This window comes from Pseudomonas sp. TH37, assembly GCF_016650735.1.
Classification (GTDB): Bacteria; Pseudomonadota; Gammaproteobacteria; order Pseudomonadales; family Pseudomonadaceae; genus Aquipseudomonas; species Aquipseudomonas farris.
In genome coordinates this window covers 211,931-232,291 of sequence record NZ_JAEKFD010000009.1, presented here as the reverse complement: position 1 = coordinate 232,291, position 20,361 = coordinate 211,931, and the positions used below count along the sequence as shown (strand labels likewise).

Here is a 20,361-nt window from a genome sequence, read left to right as displayed (position 1 = left end):
GGCAGCTCCTACAAAGGCTGCGAAATCACGGGTGTACCCGGTTTCTGTAGGAGCTGCCGAAGGCTGCGATCTTTTGATTTTCAACGGGATCAGCTCAACTGGTCAGACCGGTCATGCCAATTTTTCTATTTCCACTTGTAATCCTAAAAAAACCCAGCGTAGACTGAGCCTGCACTGGACATACCGGTAAGACCACAATAATTAAGTCCTGAATCTGATGCGCATCGCGCACGGCAGCCAGGACACCGACCAGGATTCCTCCCATGCTCAGATGGTGCTCGCGTTCAATCTTCCTTCAAGTGGTTCTCGGACTGGTGCTCGGCATCGTCTGTGGGCTGGCCCTTCCTGAATACTCCGCGCAACTCAAACCCCTCGGCGACGGTTTCATCAAACTGATCAAGATGCTCATTGGCTTGATCGTGTTCTGCGTAGTGGTCAGCGGCATCAGCGGTGCCGGCGACTTGAAGAAGGTCGGACGCATCGGCCTGAAATCGGTGATCTACTTCGAAATCCTGACCACCATCGCCTTGGTGATCGGCCTGGTGTTTGCCTTCACGACCGGCATCGGCAGCGGCGCGAACATTCATCTGGACCAGCTCTCCGCCGCCGACATTGGCGACATCGCCCAGCGCGGTCAGCACATGCAAACCACCACCCAGTTCCTGATGAACCTGATCCCGACTTCGGTGATCGGCGCCTTCGCGGAAAACAACATTCTGCAAGTCCTGCTGTTTTCGGTGCTGTTCGGCAGCGCGCTGAATCTGGTGGGCGAAGCGGCGTCGGGTATTTCCCGGTTGATCAATGAACTGAGCCACGTGATCTTCCGCATCATGGGCATGATCGTGCGCCTGGCGCCGATCGGCGTGTTCGGCGCCATCGCTTTCACCACCAGCAAATATGGCCTCGATTCGCTGCAGCACTTGGGCAGCCTGGTCGGCCTGTTTTATCTGACCTGTGTGGCCTTCGTGACATTGATTCTCGGCCTGGTGATGCGCTTTTCGGGCCTGAAGATGTGGCCGTTGCTCAAGTACCTGCGCGAAGAACTGCTGATCGTCATGGGCACCGCCTCTTCCGACGCCGTGCTGCCACAAATCATGCGCAAGCTTGAGCATCTGGGCATCGGCAGCTCCACGGTCGGGCTGGTGATTCCGACCGGGTACTCGTTCAACCTTGATGGTTTTTCGATCTACCTGACCCTGGCCATCGTGTTCATCGCCAATGCCACCGGCACTCCGCTGGCCATGACTGACCTGCTGACGATTCTGCTGGTGTCGCTGATCACCTCCAAAGGTGCCCACGGGATTCCCGGTTCGGCGCTGGTGATTCTCGCGGCGACACTGACGGCGATCCCGGCGATTCCGGTAGTCGGCCTGGTGCTTGTATTGGCAGTGGACTGGTTCATGGGCATCGGCCGTGCGCTGACCAACCTGATCGGCAACTGCGTCGCCACCGTGGCCATCGCCCGCTGGGAAAAAGACATCGATATCCAACGGGCAAACAAGGTGCTGTCCGGCCAGCAGGGTTATACCTTCCAGCCGAGAAAACCGGTTGCCCCGGCGCACCAGCAGGAGTTTTGAATAATCGCCGTGCCTGCCCGAGGGCAGGCACGGTCATCAATCGTTATGGATGCTCATGGAGCGAACAGTGATTACCTCGTCAACCGTCGTAAATTCAGTCGTAGAAAAACTTCGGGCCGCGCTGGCCCGCGGTCAGTGGCGCTCCGGCGAAATGTTGCCGGGCCAGCGTGAACTGGCTGAACAACTGGGCATCAGCCGCCCGAGCCTGCGCGAAGCGGTCATCGTGCTGGAAACCCTCGGGCTGGTGCGTTCCATGCCGGGTAAAGGCGTGGTGGTGCTGGAGGCCAATCTCAGCGACAGCCAAAGCCACGACAGCGCGGTTGCCGGGGCCAGCCTGGAAGACGTGCTGCAACTGCGCTACACCCTCGAACCGTTCATCGTTGGTCTGGTGGCGCAGTCCATCAGCAGCAAGGAAGTCGGGCAGCTGCGTCTGACCCTGATGGACATGCGCGAAGCCCTTGAGGCCAATGACAGCGAGGCCGGCGTGAACGCCTACATCGCGTTTCACGAGGAGCTGTTCGCCCTGACCTCGAACCCGATTTTCCAGAGCGTGGTGCAGCAGACCAGCAACGCCCTCAAGCAAAGCGCCGACGTGCTGCGCAATTCGCCGGAGCATCTGGCTGAACGACTTGAAGAAAACGAAGCCGTCGTACGAGCTATTCGCAGCAAGAACAGCGCCCAAGCCAGCGCCGAGATGCGTCGGCACATCCTTCGGGAAGGTCAGCGGATGGGCATCGAATTGAACATCCCGGACGACCACCTCGGCAGTTGAACCCCTCTTCGAACTGGAGACAGGCCATGAACAGCTTCGCCTCGCCACAGATATTCACTGCCCTGCCCTTCTCCCGAACCGACACCGGGAAACCGCCAGCGGATGATCTCTATTCACGGATCTTCGACGCTATTCTCGAACAGCGCATCCATGCAGCCAGTCGTTTTACCGAAGACAGCCTGGCGCAGATGTTCAGCGCTCGACGCAGTGACATTCGTGGCGTGCTGACGCAGTTGTCTCATCAGCAGATCATTGTCCTTCGGACCAATCATCGTCCCCGAGTCGCCGCACCCGATGTCGAGCAGACCCGGCAGACGCTGCATGCCCGACGACTGACCGAAATCACGCTGGTTCGGCTGGCCTGCCAGCAACCTCGCCCACAGGACCTGAAACGCCTGCGCGCCTTGATCGACAGCGAACGCCAATGCACGGCGCGTGGTCCGGCCATTCGATTGTCAGGGGAATTTCATCTGCAACTGGCCGAAATGGCGGGGAACGCACCGTTGGCGCATTTTCTTGGCACTCTGGTGCCGCTGACCTCATTGGTGATTGCGCGATCTGGCGAGAAGACGCGCAGTTGTTGCGCGTGGCAGGAGCATCTGACAATTGTCGATGCGGTAGAGCGTAGGGATGCTGCGAAGGCGATCATGTTAATGAGCCGGCATTCGGATCATCTTGAACGAATATTGCTGAACTCCGGTGATATCCCCAGCCCGGATTGTTATGTTGCCGGTTAAATCGCCATCGCGGGCAAGCCCGCTCCCACAGGTTCACCGCTGACCTTGTGGGAGCGGGCTTGCCCGCGATGGTGTCAACACTGACCCTACAAACGTTTCAGCCTGCCGCCACCCGCGCAAACCCCTCACGAATCTTCTCTTCCGGTAAATCATCGGCAATGAACACGATCACGCTTTCGCGTGTTTCATCATCAGCCCATTCCGTATCCCAGTCGAATCCGTACAGCTTCAAGACCCCCTGAAACACCATGCGCCGCGGTTCGCCAAGGATGTTCAAAACACCTTTGTATCGCAGCAATTGCTTGCCATGGTCTTCCAGCAGTTCGTTCATGAACTCACTGAGCTTATCGATATCCAGCGGCTTGTCGGTGCGCAACACCAGGCTGGAGATACGGTCGATGGACGGCGCCTTGCTCACTGGACGCAGACTCACTCCACCGCCGAGATCGGCATTGAGGTTGAAACCGCGCACGTCGAGCAGTTCTGCCAGGTCGATCTTGCCGTGCTCGACCAAGCGAATCGGCGCGCGGCGGTTGATGCGGGTCAGACGCTCGCTGAGAGCGGTGAAGGCAGGCTCGTCCACCAGATCCCGTTTGCTCACCAGCAAACGGTCGGCAAAGCCGATCTGCGCCTGGGCGATGGTCTGGGTCAGGTGATGTTCGGCATGCTTGGCGTCGACCAGGGTGATGATGCCGTCGAGGATGTAGCGCTCGCGCAGCTCTTCGTCGATGAAGAAGGTTTGCGCTACAGGGGCAGGATCGGCCAGACCGGTGCATTCGATCACCAAGCGATCGAAGGCTATTTCGCCGCTGTCCAGGCGTTCGAGCAGCAGGTACAGCGCCTTGGTCAAATCGGTGTGGATGGTGCAGCAGACGCAGCCGTTGGACAGCGTCATCACTTGTACCGGCTCATCGCCCAACAGTTGGGTGTCGATACCGGCGTCACTGAATTCGTTTTCGATCACGGCGATTTTCAGGCCGTGCTCGGCTTTGAGCAGATAGCGCAGCAGCGTGGTTTTTCCCGCGCCGAGAAAGCCACTGAGGATTGTTACTGGAATGGGAGAGGACAAACGGGTTCTCCTGTTTCACAAAGTTAAGAAACAACACAAAACAAATGTGGGAGCGGGCTTTCTCGCGAAGAGGTCGTGTCAGTCGACATTAATGTTGAATGACACACCGCTTTCGCGAGCAAGCCCGCTCCCACAGGGATTGCATCAGCCAGGCTGTTGCATCAACAGCACTTCGGCCCACCCTTGCCACCGTAACGGGCTTCCTGACGTTCGCGAAAGAACATCTCGTAGCTCATCACCGGTTTGTCCGGGTGCTTGGTTTGCATATGCTCGACGTAGTTGTCGTAGTCGGGCATGCCGACCATCAGGCGCGCAGCCTGACCGAGGTATTTACCGAGGCGACTCAGGTCATTGAACATGGTGCAATCCTCGATTACGCATCCGGCTGAGCCTGGAACGGCGATTCTTTATCCGTACGTTCTTTGGTACCCCAGGCGGCAATGCCGACCTTGAGCGCATAGAACAGGATGCTGAACACCACGAACAGGAACAGCGCGGTCAGCGTTGCGTTGGTGTAGGCGTTATAGATTACATGCTGCATCTGCTCGATGCTCTTGGCCGGGGCCAGAATCTGCCCGTTGGCCAACGCATCGCTGTATTTCTTCGCCAGCGACAGGAAGCCGATTGCCGGGTTGGCGTCGAACAGCTTGATGAAGCCTGCGGTGGTGGTGCAAATCAACAGCCACACGGCTGGCAGCATGGTCACCCAGACGTAGCGTTGGCGTTTCATTTTGATCAGCACGACGGTCGCCAGCATCAGCGCGATACCAGCCAGCATCTGGTTGGAGATACCGAACAGCGGCCACAAGGTGTTGATGCCACCCAGCGGGTCGATCACGCCTTGGTACAGCAGGTAACCCCACATCGCCACGCAACCGGCCGTTGCGATCAGGTTGGCAGTCCAGGACTCGGTGCGTTTCAGCGCAGGCACGAAGGAACCGAGCAAGTCCTGCAGCATGAAACGGCCGGCTCGGGTGCCAGCATCGACGGCGGTCAGGATGAACAGCGCTTCGAACAGGATCGCGAAGTGGTACCAGAACGCCATGGTGTTTTCACCCGGCAGCACACTGTGCAGGATCTGCGCGATACCGACCGCCAGGGTCGGCGCACCACCGGCACGGGCCAGGATGGTGGTTTCACCGATGTCCTTGGCCACCGCTTGCAGCGCTTCCGGGGTAATTGCGAAACCCCAGCCGCTGACAGCTTGTGCCACAGCCACCACGTCACCGCCGACGACCGCCGCCGGGCTGTTCATGGCGAAGTACACGCCCGGCTCGATCACCGAAGCGGCCACCATCGCCATGATCGCCACGAAGGACTCCATCAGCATGCCGCCATAACCGATGTAACGGGCGTTCACCTCGTTATCCAGCAACTTCGGCGTGGTGCCGGAGGAGATCAGTGCGTGGAAACCCGACACCGCGCCACAGGCAATGGTGATGAACAGGAACGGGAACAGACCGCCCTTCCACACCGGCCCGGTGCCGTCGATGAACTGAGTCAATGCCGGCATTTTCAGCTCGGGCATGGTGATCAGAATGCCGATCGCCAGCGCAACGATGGTGCCGATTTTGAGGAAGGTGGACAGGTAGTCACGTGGCGCCAGAATCAGCCACACCGGCAACACTGCCGCCACAAAACCGTAGCCAATCAGCATCCAGGTGATCTGGATCCCGGTAAAGCTGAACGCCTTGGCCCACACCGGGTCGGCGGCAATCTGCCCGCCCAGCCAGATCGAACCCAGCAGCAACGCCACGCCGATCACCGAAATTTCACCGATACGGCCCGGGCGGATGTAGCGCATGTAAATGCCCATGAACATCGCGATCGGGATGGTCGCCATCACCGTGAAAATACCCCACGGGCTTTCGGCCAAGGCCTTGACCACGATCAGCGCCAGCACCGCGAGGATGATGATCATGATCAGGAAGCAGCCAAACAGCGCGATGGTCCCGGGGATGCGGCCCATTTCTTCACGGACCATGTCGCCCAAAGAGCGGCCGTTACGGCGGGTGGACATGAACAGGACCATGAAGTCCTGAACCGCCCCGGCCAGCACCACCCCGGCAATCAGCCACAGCGTACCGGGCAGGTAGCCCATCTGCGCCGCCAATACCGGACCGACCAGAGGCCCTGCGCCAGCGATGGCTGCGAAGTGGTGACCGAAGAGGATGTGTTTGTTGGTCGGCACGTAGTCCAGACCGTCATTGTTGAGCACGGCAGGTGTAGCCCGACGCGGATCGAGTTGCATCACATTGTTAGCGATGAACAGGCTGTAGTAGCGGTACGCGACCAGATAAATGGCCACGGCGGCGACCACAATCCACAAGGCGTTGATCGCCTCGCCTCGGCGCAATGCCACTACGCCCAGGGCGCACGCTCCCAGGATTGCCAGCAGCAGCCAGGGTAGGTGGCGTAGCAGGCTATTATTATTTTTCATTTTATGATTCCAGCCAGAGTGGACAAGAAAGACAGCCATCCGGAGTTTAGCGCTACTGACGGCAAAGGCCATACCCCGACATTGATCCAGAGCCTGTCTTTGCTGGCGGGCTTTAACAATGCGGGTCTATAGTCAGCGGACATTCAGAGGATTGCGCCATGAGTGACCGCCCTGCTGATCGCCGCCGCTTCAAACGTATTGCGTTCGATGCCCGAACCGAGCTGAGCCAAGGGGAATTCATCTGGCCGGTGAAGTTGATCGACCTGTCGCTCAAGGGGCTGCTTATCGAGAAGCCCGAGCCGTGGCTGGGTAATCCAGACTGGCATTTCCTGGTTGATATTCATCTTAACGAAGACGTCGAGATCAAGATGGATGTGATGTTGACCCACGATGACCATGGTCAACTCGGGTTTGTCTGCAAACACATCAGTCTGGAATCGATTGAACGCCTGCGGCGGTTGATCGAGTTCAACCTGGGCGATCCGCAAGAGCTGGAGCGTGAACTGGGCGCACTCATCGAAATCTGAAGACACGACGCAATACCTGTGGGAGCCGGGCTTGCCCGCGATGGCGATTTTAATCCCACCACAAATGTCGACTGACTTACCGCTATCGCGGGCAAGCCCGGCTCCCACAGGATTGTGTGTTGCCTACAGCTATTCGAACAACGCATCGAGCGCCTGTTCGAGACGCGTCACAGCAATAATCTGCAACCCCGGCGGCGCCTCTTTCGGCGCGTTGCCCTTGGGCACGATGGCGCGCTTGAAGCCGTGCTTGGCCGCCTCTTTCAAGCGTTCCTGGCCACTCGGCACCGGGCGCACTTCACCCGACAAGCCGACTTCGCCGAACACCAGCAGATCATGGGGCAGCGGTCGGTTGCGCAAACTGGACATGACCGCCGCCATCAAGGCTAGGTCGGAAGCGGTTTCCAGCACCTTAACTCCGCCGACCACGTTGAGGAACACGTCCTGATCGTGAGTCGGAATGCCGCCATGGCGGTGCAAAACCGCCAACAACATAGCCAAGCGATTCTGATCCAGACCGAGCGTCACCCGGCGTGGGTTGGCCAGATGGCTGTCGTCCACCAACGCCTGGACTTCCACCAGCATCGGCCGGGTGCCTTCCCACGTGGCCATGACCACACTGCCCGGGACTTCTTCCTGGGCGCGGGTCAGAAAAATCGCCGATGGGTTAGAGACTTCTTTCAGGCCCTTGTCGGTCATGCCGAACACGCCCAATTCATTCACCGCGCCGAAACGGTTTTTTACCGCCCGCAACAAACGCAGGCGCCCATCGGATTCGCCTTCGAAATACAGAACGGTGTCGACCATATGTTCCAGTACTCGGGGGCCGGCCAGCGCGCCTTCTTTGGTGACATGGCCCACGAGGAAAATCGCCGTGCCGCTTTGTTTGGCATAACGCACCAGCAACGCCGCACTTTCGCGAACCTGGGAAACGCCCCCCGGTGCCGATTGCAGTTGCTCGGTGAAAATCGTCTGGATCGAGTCGATCACCATTACCTTGGGCTTTTCCTGCCGGGCCGTGGCGATGATGGTTTCGATGCAGGTTTCGGTCATCACCCGCAGCTGGTCCTGAGGCAAGCCCAAGCGCCGGGCACGCATGGCCACTTGTTGCTGGGACTCTTCGCCGGTGACATACAGCGCTGGCATGCTCTTGGCGAGGTTGCACAAAGTTTGCAACAGAATGGTCGACTTGCCGATGCCGGGATCGCCACCGATCAACACCACCGAGCCATCCACCAAGCCGCCGCCCAGAACGCGATCCAGCTCGCTGGACGCCGTGGAGAAACGCGGAATCTCTTCAACGCTGACTTCGGCCAGGGTCTTGATCTGCGCCTGCTGGCCGGTCCAACCGGTGCGCCCGCTGGGGGCTGCGGCGCCGCCGCTCTCGACCATGGTTTCGGTCAGCGTGTTCCAGGCCCCGCATTCGCCGCACTGGCCGGCCCACTTGGGGAAGGTTGAGCCACACTCGGTGCAGCCGTACATGCGCTTGGCCTTGGCCATCTGAACTCCCGGCAAAAAACGCGATGATAGCTCAGCTCGCGCGGATCAGCGCGGCGGCGCCGTACGGATTTCACCGCTGGCCAGACGCGCGGCACTATTGCCCAGCGGATCTTCGGCGTTCATGTCCGCCCCGTTGGCCTTGAGTGCGTCCAGCAACTCGACGCGCTTGAACAAGCCGGCGTACATCGCAGCAGTCTGCCCCGCGCCGTTGCGTTGGTCGGGGCTGCACTGGGCGGCCAGTAAGGTCCTGGCGATTTGTACTTCGCCTTTGAAAATCGCGCCCATCAACGCAGTATTGCCGCGTTGATCCTGAGCACAGGCGTCCGCCCCGGCAGCGAGTAAACGCTGCACAGCGGCGCTCTGGCCGTGATAGGCGGCCAGAATCAGTGCGGTGTAACCCTTGCTGTCGCGGGTATCGAGGGAATAGCCGGCCTCGATGAAGGTATCGAGCATGGGCACGTCACCGCGTCGAGCGGCATCGAAGTAGAAATCCTGTAATTGGGCTTTCAGCGCTTGGGGGTTCTTCGAGGTTTGCACGTCGGGCCCGGCGAACACACTGAGTGACCAGCACGCCAGAAACACAGACAGATAAAAACGCATGGCGCAACTCCTTGATCAGACGGGACCTCGCATGAGGCCCCGCTTCAGGCATATGGATCAGTCGACCAGTTTGGCCGCCAACGCCTTGACCCGAGCCAGATCACCCTTGGCTACTTTGGCCACCCCGGTCCCGTATTCCGGATCGGCCTTGTAAAGGAAGGACAGGATGATGTGCTTGCTCTCGTCATCGGTGGTGGCCAGTGAGCCACCAAAACTGTCGATCAGGTCCTGACGTTCCTTTTGGTTGAACGAGCGATAAAGATCACCGGCCTGCTTGAAGTTCTGCTCACGCTGAATCTTCGCCTGCTCCGTGCTGCCCGACAGGGTCGACTGGCTGTAACGCGCGGTTTGCGGCTCTTCACGGGCCAGCAGGCGACTTGGCTGGTAATTCACGCCTGTGCTGCTGGCGCCGATGTTCATTGCGCCATCCTGATTACCGTTATTCACCGCGACTTTAGGTGCGTTGATCGGCAACTGCAGAGCGTTGGCCCCCAGACGATACAGTTGGGTATCGGCATACGAGAACACTCGTCCTTGCAATAAGCGATCTTCCGAAGGTTCGATACCCGGAACTAAATTGGCCGGAGCCATGGCCACTTGTTCGGTTTCCTGGAAAACATTCGCTGGATTACGGTTCAACACCATTTGTCCAACTTTCCGCTCTGGCACACCTGGCCAGATTTTGGTCGCGTCCAATGGATCGAAATCAAACTTGGACAAGTCTTGAGGATTTAGAACCTGGATGTACAAGTCCCATTTCGGAAAGTCACCCTTGTTAATATGTGAAACCAAGTCGTTAGTCATATGACTGTAGTCTTGACCTTGAACACCCGTCACTTCTTTGGGGTCGAGATTTTTTATTCCCTGCAAACTTTTCCAGTGAAACTTTACATAGTGCACATCGCCTTTGGCATTAACTAACTTGTAGGCATGTACACCATTACCGTCCATTTCCCGATAACTGGCTGGCGTGCCGGAGTTGGAATACAACTCGGTCAAGGTACGAGTGGCTTCCGGAACATGGGAGAAAAAGTCGAAACGACGGGAATCGTCGTCAAGATTGGTGCGCGGGTCTGGCTTGAAGGCGTGGACCATGTCTGGAAACTTGATCGCGTCACGGATGAAGAAGGTCGGAAAATTGTTGCCGACCAGGTCCCAGTTGCCGTCTGCGGTGTAGAACTTGGTGGCGAACCCCCGCGGATCACGCAAGGTTTCCGGCGAATGGTTGCCATGGACCACAGCGGAGAAACGCACAAATACCGGCGTGCTCTGCCCGCTGGCAAATACCTTGGCTTTGGTCAGGTCACTGAGGTCGTCGGTCACGGTGAACGTGCCATGAGCGCCAGTGCCACGGGCATGTACCACGCGTTCGGGAATGCGTTCACGGTCAAAACGCTGGAGTTTCTGGATCAGTTGTATGTCTTGCAACAGCACCGGCCCGGTCGCACCAGCGGTTTGCGAGTTCTGGTTGTCGCCGACGGCGGCGCCGTTATCGCGGGTCAACGTCGCCGCGCTGACGGAGAAGGACAGCAGGCTGGCGGTCAGAACGCCAAACGTACGACGGAGGGGCAAAGCCCCGAGGCCGAGGGGAGTTGTCATGGAAGTTTCCTCTGATTTTATAAGGCGCATCCAGGTGCGCCCCTCAGAGGCTAGTGACCCAAAGGCCAAAACATAAATAGAAATCCCGTACCGAGCCGATAGCGAAAAGGTTCTGGAAAGCCCGGTCTAGAGCGGGTAATCGCGCGCGACTGGTGGCACTTTGTAAACTAATTGCCGGAAGATGTGTCGATAAGAGCGAGCATTGTAAGACGGTGTTTCGAGCATGAGCCGTTTTGCTGATTTACACTGCGTTCACCAACCTCATCTGTAACAAGGAAATAACCTATGGGCGTGATAAGTGAGTTCAAGGCCTTCGCGGTCAAAGGTAATGTGGTCGACATGGCCGTGGGTATCATCATCGGCGCGGCCTTCGGCAAAATCGTTTCGTCGTTTGTCGGCGACGTGGTGATGCCGCCAATCGGCTTACTGATCGGTGGGGTGGACTTCAGTGACCTGGCCATTACGCTCAAGGACGCCAACGGTGACGTCCCGGCGGTGGCGCTGGCGTACGGTAAGTTCATCCAGAGCTTGATCGATTTCATCATCGTCGCTTTCGCGATTTTCATGGGCGTCAAGGCCATCAACCGTCTGAAACGCGAAGAGGCCGTTGCGCCAACCCTGCCGCCGGTTCCGACCAAGGAAGAAGAGCTGCTGGAAGAGATTCGCGATCTGCTCAAGGCTCAGAACAATCAGCCCTGATAACTGATTGCCCCAAGAAACGGCGCCTTTGGCGCCGTTTGTTTACCAGTAGTTTTCCACTGCCACCTGGCCGGGTCGTCGACTGAGGCTCAGGTGCATGTCCCGTTGTTTGAGCAACTTGCGCGTGTCATCGATCATCTGTGGATTACCACAGAGCATCACCCGCGAATGCTCGGCTGTCAGCGCTACACCGGCCGTCCGCTCTAGCTCGCCACTCTCCATGAGTGTCGTGATCCGCCCATTCAGGGCACCCGGATGCTGCTCGCGGGTGACGGTGGCGATGAACTGCAGCTTGTGCGCGTACTCCGCCAGATAGTCGCGCTGGGCCAGCCCTGCAATCAGCTCCTGATACGCCAGCTCCCGCGCTTCACGCACGCTGTAGACCAGGATAATTCGTTCGAATTTTTCCCAAACCTCGAAGTCCTGCAAGATCGACAGAAACGGCGCCAGCCCGGTGCCTGTGGATAACAACCAGAGGTCACGGCCATCGACGAAGCGATCCAGCGTCAGATAGCCAAAGGCCTGCCGGTCGACCAGCAGCGTATCGCCGACTTCCAGCCGACTCAGTTCACTGGTGAATTCCCCTCCCGGCACGACAATGGAGAAGAACTCCAGAAACTCGTCATAGGGTGACGAGACCATCGAATAAGCCCGCCACACCGTACTGCCGTCCGCCTTGGTAACGCCCAGCCGGGCGAATTGCCCTGCGCGAAAACGAAAGCCCGGATCCCTGGTGGTACGCAGGGTGAACAGGTTTGGAGTCAACGTCTGGACGTCAAGCAGCGTCTGGCGCGTGAATTTTTCTGCACTGGCGGTCATGGGTCGCTCCATTCAACAGATAACCCCAGTGTCCCGCAAAGCAGATGACATAAACACCGGTGATTTGTAATGGCTTTTGCCATTATCATTAACAGTACCCATACAATACTGTTTCTTCGCTAGTAACAAACCTAAGAACCGGTTATGCAGTTGTAAGCTTTTTCAAGAGCAAAAAAATCCAGCATACAAGTAGGAATTCTCCTACACTCGTGGCGTGCCGGATCTTGGATCCAATCAGCACCAACGCAAGTAAGTCCGCATGGAGTTACCCAATGAAAGTGTGGAAGGAATCACAGTTAACGCAGCTTTCTTACGCTCAGAAAATAGAGACCGCGTACGAGATTTCTCTAAATCTCGTTAAGAATCTTGGCTTTAATTTCTGTGCATTTTCAATAACATCCCAAACAAGAGGGATACATCGCCATACGATCAGCCTGAATAATTATCCCATCGAATGGAACACGAAATATGAACAAGAGCATTTCAGTGAAGTCGACCCGATACTAGCCCATTGCAATCATTGCGAACTGCCGATTCTTTGGCAGGAAGAGCTCTTCTCCAAGACACCGATATTGTGGCAAGCACAAAAACAGCAAGGTTTGCGCTATGGCTGGTCCCAATCTGTTCATGATCAGAATGGGCTTTGCAGTATGCTGAGCCTGGCCAGAAGCCATTGCCCGGTTACTACGCATGATCTGTACAAAAATCTGGGCTACGCGTTGTTCATTAGCCGCCACCTGCACGGGCTTATCGCGAAAGATCTGCCTCCCCCCCCGAAACCGGGCGCAGTGCATTTATCAACCCGAGAAGTCGAGGTATTGAAATACTCAGCCGACGGCAAGACCGCAGGCGAGATCGCGATCATCCTCAGCCTGAGTGAAAGCACGGTACAGTTCCATATACGGGGCGCCATCCACAAATTCGGCGCCAACAACAAAATGTCCGCAGTAATCAAAGCAGCGAGAGCGGGCATTATCTGAAACTGCTCGAATCAGGTAATCCCTGCGAGTAATCCAGACCAAAAAAACGTACCATCTGCGATCCATCCTGAGTGATGCCGTGTGAAGTTCCACGACGCAGTTCGCTCGGATGGTTCCGCCCGCTACAACGCCCCTGAGCGCCGGGCCACTCGTTGTTCATCTTCCGTTGACTACCCAGAGCCCCCGCCTCATGCCTCTGCTCGAATCCCCCTTCGCTCAACTCGATCTGATCCGCCAGCCAGAACAGCAGAACGAACCATTACAAGCGTTTGATGCCGCAGACGAATACCTGCTGACTCATCTGGCCGGGCAACAACCGGCAGCCGATACCCGAGTGCTGGTGCTCAACGACAGCTTCGGTGCTTTGGCTGCCAGCCTGGTGGGCAAGGTTCGGGTGATCAGCAGCGGCGATTCGTTTCTGGCTTTTCAGGGGCTGGAAAAAAACCTGATACGCAACGGTCAGGCCTTTGATGCAGTGCCGAAGGTGCCTGCCAGCGAAGCGTTCATCGGGCCGTTCGACCGGGTATTGATCCGGGTACCGAAAACCCTGGCCCTGCTGGAAGAGCAACTGATCCGGCTACAAGGGCAACTGGCTCCAGGCGCTCAAGTGATTGCGGCTGCGATGGTGAAGCATTTGCCACGCGCTGCGGGCGATCTGCTGGAGCGTTACATCGGCCCGGTGCAAGCCTCGCTGGCGGTGAAGAAGGCTCGACTGCTGATCGCCACAGCCGAAGCCAAAGCCCCTGCTGTCTCCCCCTACCCGACCCGCTATCGACTCGACGCCCCTGCAATCGAACTGCTCAATCACGCCAACGTGTTCTGCCGCGAAGGGCTGGATATCGGTACGCGGGCCTTTTTGCCGCACTTGCCGAAGAACCTCGGCGCAGCGCGAGTTGCCGACCTCGGATGTGGCAACGGCGTGTTGGCGATTGCCAGTGCCCTGCAAAACCCTGAGGCCCACTACACGCTGGTGGACGAATCGTTCATGGCCGTGCAATCGGCCGCTGAAAACTGGCGCGCTGCGCTGGGTGATCGTGACGTGATCGTGCGGGCCGGCGATGGCTTGGCAGAGCAGGAACCTCAATCCCTGGACGTAGTGCTGTGCAATCCGCCATTTCACCAACAGCAAGTGGTCGGCGATTTCCTGGCTTGGCGGATGTTCCAGCAGGCGCGTGAATCGTTGGTGGTGGGGGGCGCGCTGTACATCGTCGGCAACCGTCACTTGGGTTATCACAGCAAGCTGGCGCGGTTGTTCCGCGGCGTCGAGCAAGTAGCAGCCACCCCCAAGTTCGTCATTCTCAAAGCACGTAAATAAAAGCGAAAAAAAACCCTCCATCGGGAGGGTTATAAATCCGTGCCGCAAGGCAACGGGATGGGAATTTCAGTGGGTGCTCAAACCGGCGGCATTCATGAACATGCGCATCAGCGTGGCCACGATGAACAGTGCCACGACGCTGCCGGTCCAGATCATCGCCAGCCAGCCGAGTCGCTGCCAGAGCGGCTTTTTCTCGGCAGCTTCGATTTCCTGCAACGTAGGTTTGCCAGCCATCATCGCTTTCTCCTCTGGAATGGCGCCGGTATCAATCCAGCGCCGTAGTCGTGTGGGCTAGTGGTAACCATCTTCGTGGGTGACCTTGCCGCGGAACACGTAGTAGCTCCAGAAGGTGTAACCCAGGATGAACGGGATGATGAACAGCGTGCCCACCAGCATGAAGCCTTGGCTTTGCGGCGGTGCGGCGGCGTCCCAGATCGAAATCGACGGCGGCACGATGTTCGGCCACAAGCTGATACCCAGACCGCTGTAGCCGAGGAAGATCAGCACCAGGGTCAGCAGGAATGGCGTGTAATGCGCATTGCGGGCCACCGCGCGAATCAGACCGTACATGGTCACCAGCACCAGAATCGGCACTGGCAAGAACCAGAACAGGTTCGGCAGGGTAAACCAGCGTGCGGCGATCTCGGCGTGGGCCAAGGGTGTCCAGATGCTGACGATGCCAATCACCGCCAGCACCACGAAGGCCAATGGCCGCGCCAAATCATGCATCTGTTCCTGCAGCTTGCCTTCGGTCTTCATGATCAACCAGGTGCAACCGAGCAGCGCGTAAGCCACCACCAGCGCCGCGCCGCAGAACATCGTGAACGGTGTCAGCCAGTCAAGTGAACCGCCGGCAAACTGACGATTGACTACCGGTAGCCCATCGATGAACGCACCCAATGCCACGCCCTGGAAGAAGGTAGCGGCGATCGAGCCACCGATGAATGCCTTGTCCCAGAGGTGACGCTTGTCGTCCTTGGCCTTGAAGCGGAACTCGAAGGCCACACCGCGGAAAATCAACCCGATCAGCATAAAAATCAGCGGCAGGTACAGCGCCGATAGCACCACCGAATAAGCCAGCGGGAAGGCGCCGAACAATGCCGCGCCGCCCAATACCAGCCAGGTTTCGTTGCCGTCCCAGACCGGGGCGACGGTGTTCATCATGACGTCACGATCACTCTTGCCCTTGATGAACGGGAAGAGAATCCCGATCCCCAGGTCGAAGCCGTCCATGACCACGTACATCATGATGCCGAAGATGATGATCACGGCCCAGATCAGCGGAAGATCAATACCCATGATTCAAATCTCCTTGTTCAGGCTGCGACTGTGCTCGCCTTCACCATTGTCGTCGTCAGCTGCGGACAGCGGACGGGCCGGTGTGCGTTGTTGGCCAGGACCACCTTCGTTGGTTTCCTTGCCTTCGTCGATCTTCGGCCCTTTGCGCACCAGGCGCATCATGTAGCCAAGACCGGCACCGAACAGCGCGAAATACACCACAACGAACATGATCAAGGTGATGCTCATCTGCACGAAGCTGTGCCCGGAGGACGCATCCGCCGTGCGCATCAGCCCATAAACCACCCATGGCTGACGGCCGATTTCAGTGGTGAACCAGCCGGCGAGGATTGCGATCAGGCCGGACGGGCCCATCCACAGCGCCAGGTACAGGAATGGACGCGAGGTATACAGCTTGTCGCGCTTGCGCAGCCACAGGCTCCACAAACCGGTGAATATCATCAGCATGCCCAGACCGACCATGATCCGGAACGACCAGAACACGATGGTCGAATTCGGCCGGTCTTCAGGCGGGAACTCCTTGAGCGCCGGCACCTGTTTGTCCAGGGAGTGGGTCAGGATCAGGCTGCCCAAGTATGGAATCTCGACGGCGAATTTGGTTTTTTCGGCTTTCATGTCCGGCCAGCCGAACAGGATCAGCGGGGTCGGTTCATCACCGTGGTTTTCCCAGTGGCCTTCGATCGCAGCGATTTTCGCCGGCTGATGCTTGAGGGTATTGAGGCCATGGAAGTCACCGATAACCGCCTGAATCGGGGCAACGATCAGTGCCATCCACATCGCCATCGAGAGCATGGTGCGGATCGCCGGGTTGTCCTTGCCGCGCAACAAATGCCAGGCCGCCGACGAACCGACGAAGAAGGCCGTCGCAACGAACGCCGCCGTGGCCATGTGCATCAGACGGTAGGGGAACGACGGGTTGAAGATAATCGCCAGCCAGTCCACCGGGATGACCTGGCCATTGACGATTTCGTAACCTTGCGGGGTCTGCATCCAGCTGTTGGAGGCCAGAATCCAGAAGGTCGAAATAAGGGTGCCGATGGCCACCATGACGGTAGCGAAGAAGTGCAGCTTGCGCCCGACCTTGTTCCAGCCGAACAGCATGACGCCGAGGAAACCGGCTTCGAGGAAGAACGCGGTGAGCACTTCATAGGTCAGCAATGGCCCGGTCACCGAACCGGCGAAGTCCGAGAAACGGCTCCAATTGGTGCCGAACTGGTAGGCCATGACCAAGCCAGAAACCACGCCCATGCCGAAGTTGACGGCAAAGATCTTCGACCAGAAATGGTACAGATCGCGGTAAGTGTCGTTGTGCGTCTTCAGCCACAGGCCTTCGAGCACCGCCAGGTAACTCGCCAGGCCAATGGTGATGGCCGGGAACAGGATGTGAAACGAAATGGTGAATGCGAACTGAATCCGGGCGAGATCAAGTGCCTCCAAACCGAACATAAGTCTTCCTCTGTCAGGTAATACCGGCTGAAGGCTTGCGGCCTACACCCACTGCCCCCACGGATATGGAGTGTGGCGAATTCGAATTCGTTCTTTTTTTACCATCATCACAACGTAGGGAATCTGGCCATCTGGCCGCCGGATCAACTCCACGAAGGGTCTTGATCTGGATCAAGCAACGTTGAAAGAGTAGTCGCATTTTTGCCGATGGACGGTGTGGTCTTTTGCCGCGTGACAGGTTGCCTCATGGGTTTGGTCATGGGCTGCAATACATTTTTATGGGTGGACTAACTGTGGCGAGGGGGCTTGCCCCCGTTCGGCTGCGCAGCAGTCGTAAATCCGGTTACTGCGGTGTACTTGGCAGAAATGAGTTGCCTAGGTCTGGGGCCGCTTCGCAGCCCAACGGGGGCAAGCCCTCTCGCCACAGGGATATCGGTGTCTAGCTAACTAAATGTCCTAGCCTTGCATCTTCTGGTTACAGGTTGGTGATAATCTCGCCCTTCCCCTCGCCCAGACCTGCCTTCAGATGCCCAACCAAGCGCCCCTGCTGTTACGTCATCACCGCCCGTTTATCGCGTTCTGGCTGGCTCGGGTGTTTACCGCCAGCGGTTTTCAGATGTTGACCGTGGCCATTGGCTGGAATCTGTATCAACTGACCGGCAATGTGCTCGATCTGGGCCTGGTGGGGCTGGTGGAATTTGCCCCTCGAGTGTTGTTCATGCTGCACACCGGGCATGTCGCAGACCGCTATGACCGGCGCAAGGTCGCGGCGATCTGTCAGCTCCTGCAAGCGCTGATCGCCCTGTCGCTAGCCATCGGTAGTGCGACTGACCATGTCACCCGAGAGATGATCTTCATCCTCGCGTTCCTGCTCGGCGCCGCCCGCTCCTTCGAAATGCCGACGACTCAGGCATTGCTGCCGAGCATCGTGCCCAGCGCGTTATTCCCCCGTGCCGTTGCCGCCGCGCAATCTGCGCAACAATCAGCAACCATCGTCGCCCCGGCGCTGGGCGGTTTGCTCTATGCCTTCGGCAGCGTCTGGGTGTATGGCCCGACGGTGATCCTTTACCTCATCGCTTGTGCGCTGATGCTCAACCTTCCGGCCCGGCAGACACCGCTGAACAAGGGCAAGGCCACCCTGGATTCGCTGCTGGCGGGCATCCGCTTCATTCGCAGTCGCCCGGACATTCTCGGGGCGATTTCCCTGGATCTGTTTGCGGTCCTGCTGGGTGGCGCAACCGCGCTGCTGCCGGTGTTCGCCAAAGATATTCTGCTGACCGGCCCGTGGGGTCTGGGCCTGCTACGTTCGGCCCCGGCGGTCGGTGCGCTGCTGATGTCGCTGTTTCTGGCGCGATTTGCCGTGGAGCGCAACGTCGGGCGGGTCATGTTCACGGCCGTGGGTGTATTCGGCGTGGCGACCATCGCTTTCGGCCTGTCGACTTCGTTCTGGTTCTCTCTCGCCGTACTGGTGGTGTTGGGCGCAGCGGACATGATCAGCATGGTGATCCGCGCCTCATTCGTGCAACTGGAAACCCCCGACGAAATGCGCGGTCGGGTCAGCGCTGTGAATGGCTTGTTCATCGGCGCTTCGAACCAGCTCGGCGAGTTCGAATCCGGCCTGACGGCCCACTGGTTCGGCACGGTGCCGGCAGTGGTGATGGGCGGCATTGGCACGCTGATGGTGACCGGGACCTGGATCAAACTGTTCCCGACCCTGGCCAACCGCGACCGTATGCATGTGCCGGTGGAAGAGGTCAGGGTCTGACGTAGTTGTCCAGGGCACTCTTAGACCACCAACTCCCCCGCCACCGTCGACCGCGTGGCTTTGCCGCAGAGTTGCTCCACCAGCGTCAGCGCAAACTCCAACGCGGCGCCTGAACCCTGAGCAGTGATGCAGTTGCCATCGACCACCACCGGTTGATCGATGAAGTTACAGCCCGACAGTTGATTGCTGACCGTGGGCAGGCAAGTCATGCGCCGCTGACGCAAAACGCCAAAGGTTTGCAGCGCGAGTGCCGGAGATTCGGCAATACCGGCGAACAGACGCCCGGCGGCGGACTGGTCCTTGATCAATTGTTGCAGGGGTTGGTGGGCCGCCAAATGCTGCGCCCCTACGGCACCGCCAGGCAGCACGATCAGGTCGAAGGGTTGGGCGAGCAAATCCACCAACATCGCATCGGCGGTCAAACGGGTGCCGCGAGCGCAGGTAAGCATGCGCCGTGCCTCGATGCTGGCCACCACCACTTCAACCTTGGCGCGGCGCAGCACATCGATCAGGGTCACGGTTTGCAGATCGTCGATGCCCTCGGCGAGGGTAATCAGGGCTCTAAAGGTCATGGGCGCGGTCCACAGGATAATCTTTAAAGCGTAGTCAGCTTTCCTGACCCTTGTTCGAGCCCAGCCGTTACTTGATGTAAAGCTGCGTCGACATCGTATTGCCGGGTGCGTTGATCGAGGTGTTGCTGAACGTGAAGGTGCCGTCCTGCTTGCCCGCCAAGTCGAAGATGTACAGATAGCCGACGGTTTTTTTCCCGGCGGAGCACTCGGTCAGGTTGCCGGTATCAAAAGCACAGACAGGGGTGCGGGTGCCGTTCACCTCGAAACCGTCCAGTGCGACATGGGCTGCACGGCCGTAGCCGACTTCCAGCACGTACACCTTGATGTTTGGCCCTTTGTGGTCGCAACGGGTTTGTGCCTGGCCGTCCGCGATATTTTCAAAGCCACAGCCTGGCGATTCGACTTTGAGCACCTTCACCTGGCTCAACGGTTGCGCCGTGGCCGCAATGGCTGTTTGCGCTCCGATGAAACAGGTGAACAGCAATCCAAATGCCGCAATCACACGCTTATTAATGCAATACATATCTACCCCCTCCCTCCCCCAAAAAAACAGCGCGCAGTATGGCGCAGTTCCCTTTTGTGCAAAACATCGACGACGATCGCAGCCATAAGCAGCCATAGCCCCACGCGGCTGGTATGATGCGCGGC

General features: G+C 58.3%; 20 protein-coding genes. 8 read left to right on the top strand and 12 right to left on the bottom strand.

The annotated features are described in order from the left end of the window. Nucleotides 1-263 precede the first annotated feature (263 nt). From JFU11_RS22170 to JFU11_RS22160, 3 genes are all read left to right on the top strand, one after another. Nucleotides 264-1,577: a C4-dicarboxylate transporter DctA gene (locus JFU11_RS22170; RefSeq protein ID WP_123721383.1), complete on the top strand. Its 1,314-nt coding sequence runs from the start codon at nucleotides 264-266 to the stop codon at nucleotides 1,575-1,577. Between the two features lie 67 nt (nucleotides 1,578-1,644). Continuing rightward, nucleotides 1,645-2,349 carry a FadR/GntR family transcriptional regulator gene (locus JFU11_RS22165; protein WP_048396477.1) on the top strand — a complete coding sequence of 235 codons (705 nt, stop codon included), beginning with the start codon at nucleotides 1,645-1,647 and terminating at the stop codon, nucleotides 2,347-2,349. Nucleotides 2,350-2,375: 26 nt separating this feature from the next. Continuing rightward, on the top strand, nucleotides 2,376-3,086 hold the full coding sequence (locus tag JFU11_RS22160) for a GntR family transcriptional regulator (protein WP_201062102.1): 711 nt from the start codon (nucleotides 2,376-2,378) through the stop codon (nucleotides 3,084-3,086). Between the two features lie 97 nt (nucleotides 3,087-3,183). On the opposite strand, the gene yjiA is transcribed toward JFU11_RS22160, so the two are convergent. The 3 genes from yjiA to JFU11_RS22145 form a co-directional block, all read right to left on the bottom strand. After that, nucleotides 3,184-4,155: a GTPase gene (gene yjiA / locus JFU11_RS22155; RefSeq protein ID WP_123721381.1), complete on the bottom strand. Its 972-nt coding sequence runs from the start codon at nucleotides 4,153-4,155 to the stop codon at nucleotides 3,184-3,186. A 161-nt stretch (nucleotides 4,156-4,316) separates the two neighbouring features. After that, the gene (locus JFU11_RS22150; protein ID WP_007895266.1) at nucleotides 4,317-4,514 is read right to left on the bottom strand and encodes a YbdD/YjiX family protein; all 198 of its coding nucleotides are present in this window, start codon (nucleotides 4,512-4,514) and stop codon (nucleotides 4,317-4,319) included. Nucleotides 4,515-4,528: 14 nt separating this feature from the next. After that, nucleotides 4,529-6,595, bottom strand: a complete 2,067-nt coding sequence (locus JFU11_RS22145; protein WP_201062101.1) for a carbon starvation CstA family protein — start codon at nucleotides 6,593-6,595, stop codon at nucleotides 4,529-4,531. A 158-nt stretch (nucleotides 6,596-6,753) separates the two neighbouring features. On the opposite strand from JFU11_RS22145, the gene JFU11_RS22140 reads away from it, so the two are divergent. Continuing rightward, nucleotides 6,754-7,122 (top strand): PilZ domain-containing protein, encoded by a 369-nt coding sequence (locus JFU11_RS22140; RefSeq protein ID WP_201062100.1) that lies wholly within the window; start codon nucleotides 6,754-6,756, stop codon nucleotides 7,120-7,122. A 129-nt stretch (nucleotides 7,123-7,251) separates the two neighbouring features. Here the strand turns inward: JFU11_RS22140 and radA are convergent, their stop codons facing one another. The 3 genes from radA to katB are packed head-to-tail and all read right to left on the bottom strand — an operon-like array spanning nucleotide 7,252 to nucleotide 10,818. Then, the gene (gene radA / locus JFU11_RS22135; RefSeq protein WP_007937264.1) at nucleotides 7,252-8,619 is read right to left on the bottom strand and encodes a DNA repair protein RadA; all 1,368 of its coding nucleotides are present in this window, start codon (nucleotides 8,617-8,619) and stop codon (nucleotides 7,252-7,254) included. Between the two features lie 45 nt (nucleotides 8,620-8,664). Then, nucleotides 8,665-9,219 carry an ankyrin repeat domain-containing protein gene (locus JFU11_RS22130; protein WP_201062099.1) on the bottom strand — a complete coding sequence of 185 codons (555 nt, stop codon included), beginning with the start codon at nucleotides 9,217-9,219 and terminating at the stop codon, nucleotides 8,665-8,667. A 57-nt stretch (nucleotides 9,220-9,276) separates the two neighbouring features. Beyond that, nucleotides 9,277-10,818 (bottom strand): catalase KatB, encoded by a 1,542-nt coding sequence (gene katB, locus JFU11_RS22125; protein WP_201062098.1) that lies wholly within the window; start codon nucleotides 10,816-10,818, stop codon nucleotides 9,277-9,279. Nucleotides 10,819-11,103: 285 nt separating this feature from the next. Here katB and mscL point away from each other — a divergent pair, with 285 nt between their 5' ends. Then, the gene (mscL, locus tag JFU11_RS22120; RefSeq protein WP_123721377.1) at nucleotides 11,104-11,517 is read left to right on the top strand and encodes a large-conductance mechanosensitive channel protein MscL; all 414 of its coding nucleotides are present in this window, start codon (nucleotides 11,104-11,106) and stop codon (nucleotides 11,515-11,517) included. Nucleotides 11,518-11,559: 42 nt separating this feature from the next. Here mscL and JFU11_RS22115 read toward each other — a convergent pair whose 3' ends face one another. Next, entirely contained in the window at nucleotides 11,560-12,336 is a 777-nt protein-coding gene (locus tag JFU11_RS22115) for a ferredoxin--NADP reductase (protein ID WP_201062097.1), read from the bottom strand. A gap of 272 nt (nucleotides 12,337-12,608) precedes the next feature. On the opposite strand from JFU11_RS22115, the gene JFU11_RS22110 reads away from it, so the two are divergent. Together JFU11_RS22110 and JFU11_RS22105 are read left to right on the top strand one after the other, a co-directional pair. Then, complete coding sequence (locus tag JFU11_RS22110; protein WP_123721375.1) at nucleotides 12,609-13,316, top strand: autoinducer binding domain-containing protein; 708 nt, start codon at nucleotides 12,609-12,611, stop codon at nucleotides 13,314-13,316. A gap of 190 nt (nucleotides 13,317-13,506) precedes the next feature. Continuing rightward, the gene (locus JFU11_RS22105; RefSeq protein ID WP_201062096.1) at nucleotides 13,507-14,631 is read left to right on the top strand and encodes a class I SAM-dependent methyltransferase; all 1,125 of its coding nucleotides are present in this window, start codon (nucleotides 13,507-13,509) and stop codon (nucleotides 14,629-14,631) included. Between the two features lie 66 nt (nucleotides 14,632-14,697). Here JFU11_RS22105 and JFU11_RS22100 read toward each other — a convergent pair whose 3' ends face one another. Genes JFU11_RS22100 through JFU11_RS22090 form a run of 3 tightly spaced genes read right to left on the bottom strand, consistent with a single transcriptional unit; the run spans nucleotide 14,698 to nucleotide 17,376 of the window. Then, the gene (locus JFU11_RS22100) at nucleotides 14,698-14,865 is read right to left on the bottom strand and encodes a DUF2474 domain-containing protein (RefSeq protein ID WP_082239562.1); all 168 of its coding nucleotides are present in this window, start codon (nucleotides 14,863-14,865) and stop codon (nucleotides 14,698-14,700) included. 57 nt (nucleotides 14,866-14,922) lie between these two features. Continuing rightward, a complete protein-coding gene (gene cydB, locus JFU11_RS22095; RefSeq protein ID WP_123359142.1) occupies nucleotides 14,923-15,930 on the bottom strand; it encodes a cytochrome d ubiquinol oxidase subunit II in 1,008 nt (335 codons plus the stop codon). 3 nt (nucleotides 15,931-15,933) lie between these two features. Beyond that, nucleotides 15,934-17,376: a cytochrome ubiquinol oxidase subunit I gene (locus tag JFU11_RS22090; protein ID WP_123721373.1), complete on the bottom strand. Its 1,443-nt coding sequence runs from the start codon at nucleotides 17,374-17,376 to the stop codon at nucleotides 15,934-15,936. Nucleotides 17,377-17,902: 526 nt separating this feature from the next. Between JFU11_RS22090 and JFU11_RS22085 the strand changes: the two genes are divergently transcribed. After that, entirely contained in the window at nucleotides 17,903-19,141 is a 1,239-nt protein-coding gene (locus tag JFU11_RS22085) for an MFS transporter (RefSeq protein ID WP_201062095.1), read from the top strand. Between the two features lie 20 nt (nucleotides 19,142-19,161). Here JFU11_RS22085 and JFU11_RS22080 read toward each other — a convergent pair whose 3' ends face one another. Then, on the bottom strand, nucleotides 19,162-19,713 hold the full coding sequence (locus tag JFU11_RS22080; protein WP_123721371.1) for a DJ-1 family glyoxalase III: 552 nt from the start codon (nucleotides 19,711-19,713) through the stop codon (nucleotides 19,162-19,164). A 67-nt stretch (nucleotides 19,714-19,780) separates the two neighbouring features. After that, nucleotides 19,781-20,236, bottom strand: coding sequence for a DUF4879 domain-containing protein (locus JFU11_RS22075; RefSeq protein ID WP_123721370.1), 456 nt, complete (start codon nucleotides 20,234-20,236; stop codon nucleotides 19,781-19,783). Between the last annotated feature and the right edge of the window lie 125 nt (nucleotides 20,237-20,361).

What these genes read in the sequence shown, in the direction of transcription:
- JFU11_RS22170 (WP_123721383.1), top strand. Translation starts at nt 264, where the DNA reads ATGCTCAGATGGTGCTCGCGTTCAATCTTCCTTCAAGTGGTTCTCGGA.
- JFU11_RS22160 (WP_201062102.1), top strand. Translation starts at nt 2,376, where the DNA reads ATGAACAGCTTCGCCTCGCCACAGATATTCACTGCCCTGCCCTTCTCC.
- JFU11_RS22150 (WP_007895266.1), bottom strand. Translation starts at nt 4,514, where the DNA reads ATGTTCAATGACCTGAGTCGCCTCGGTAAATACCTCGGTCAGGCTGCG.
- JFU11_RS22145 (WP_201062101.1), bottom strand. Translation starts at nt 6,595, where the DNA reads ATGAAAAATAATAATAGCCTGCTACGCCACCTACCCTGGCTGCTGCTG.
- JFU11_RS22140 (WP_201062100.1), top strand. Translation starts at nt 6,754, where the DNA reads ATGAGTGACCGCCCTGCTGATCGCCGCCGCTTCAAACGTATTGCGTTC.
- radA (WP_007937264.1), bottom strand. Translation starts at nt 8,619, where the DNA reads ATGGCCAAGGCCAAGCGCATGTACGGCTGCACCGAGTGTGGCTCAACC.
- JFU11_RS22130 (WP_201062099.1), bottom strand. Translation starts at nt 9,219, where the DNA reads ATGCGTTTTTATCTGTCTGTGTTTCTGGCGTGCTGGTCACTCAGTGTG.
- katB (WP_201062098.1), bottom strand. Translation starts at nt 10,818, where the DNA reads ATGACAACTCCCCTCGGCCTCGGGGCTTTGCCCCTCCGTCGTACGTTT.
- mscL (WP_123721377.1), top strand. Translation starts at nt 11,104, where the DNA reads ATGGGCGTGATAAGTGAGTTCAAGGCCTTCGCGGTCAAAGGTAATGTG.
- JFU11_RS22115 (WP_201062097.1), bottom strand. Translation starts at nt 12,336, where the DNA reads ATGACCGCCAGTGCAGAAAAATTCACGCGCCAGACGCTGCTTGACGTC.
- JFU11_RS22110 (WP_123721375.1), top strand. Translation starts at nt 12,609, where the DNA reads ATGAAAGTGTGGAAGGAATCACAGTTAACGCAGCTTTCTTACGCTCAG.
- JFU11_RS22105 (WP_201062096.1), top strand. Translation starts at nt 13,507, where the DNA reads ATGCCTCTGCTCGAATCCCCCTTCGCTCAACTCGATCTGATCCGCCAG.
- JFU11_RS22100 (WP_082239562.1), bottom strand. Translation starts at nt 14,865, where the DNA reads ATGGCTGGCAAACCTACGTTGCAGGAAATCGAAGCTGCCGAGAAAAAG.
- cydB (WP_123359142.1), bottom strand. Translation starts at nt 15,930, where the DNA reads ATGGGTATTGATCTTCCGCTGATCTGGGCCGTGATCATCATCTTCGGC.
- JFU11_RS22090 (WP_123721373.1), bottom strand. Translation starts at nt 17,376, where the DNA reads ATGTTCGGTTTGGAGGCACTTGATCTCGCCCGGATTCAGTTCGCATTC.
- JFU11_RS22085 (WP_201062095.1), top strand. Translation starts at nt 17,903, where the DNA reads ATGCCCAACCAAGCGCCCCTGCTGTTACGTCATCACCGCCCGTTTATC.
- JFU11_RS22080 (WP_123721371.1), bottom strand. Translation starts at nt 19,713, where the DNA reads ATGACCTTTAGAGCCCTGATTACCCTCGCCGAGGGCATCGACGATCTG.
- JFU11_RS22075 (WP_123721370.1), bottom strand. Translation starts at nt 20,236, where the DNA reads ATGTATTGCATTAATAAGCGTGTGATTGCGGCATTTGGATTGCTGTTC.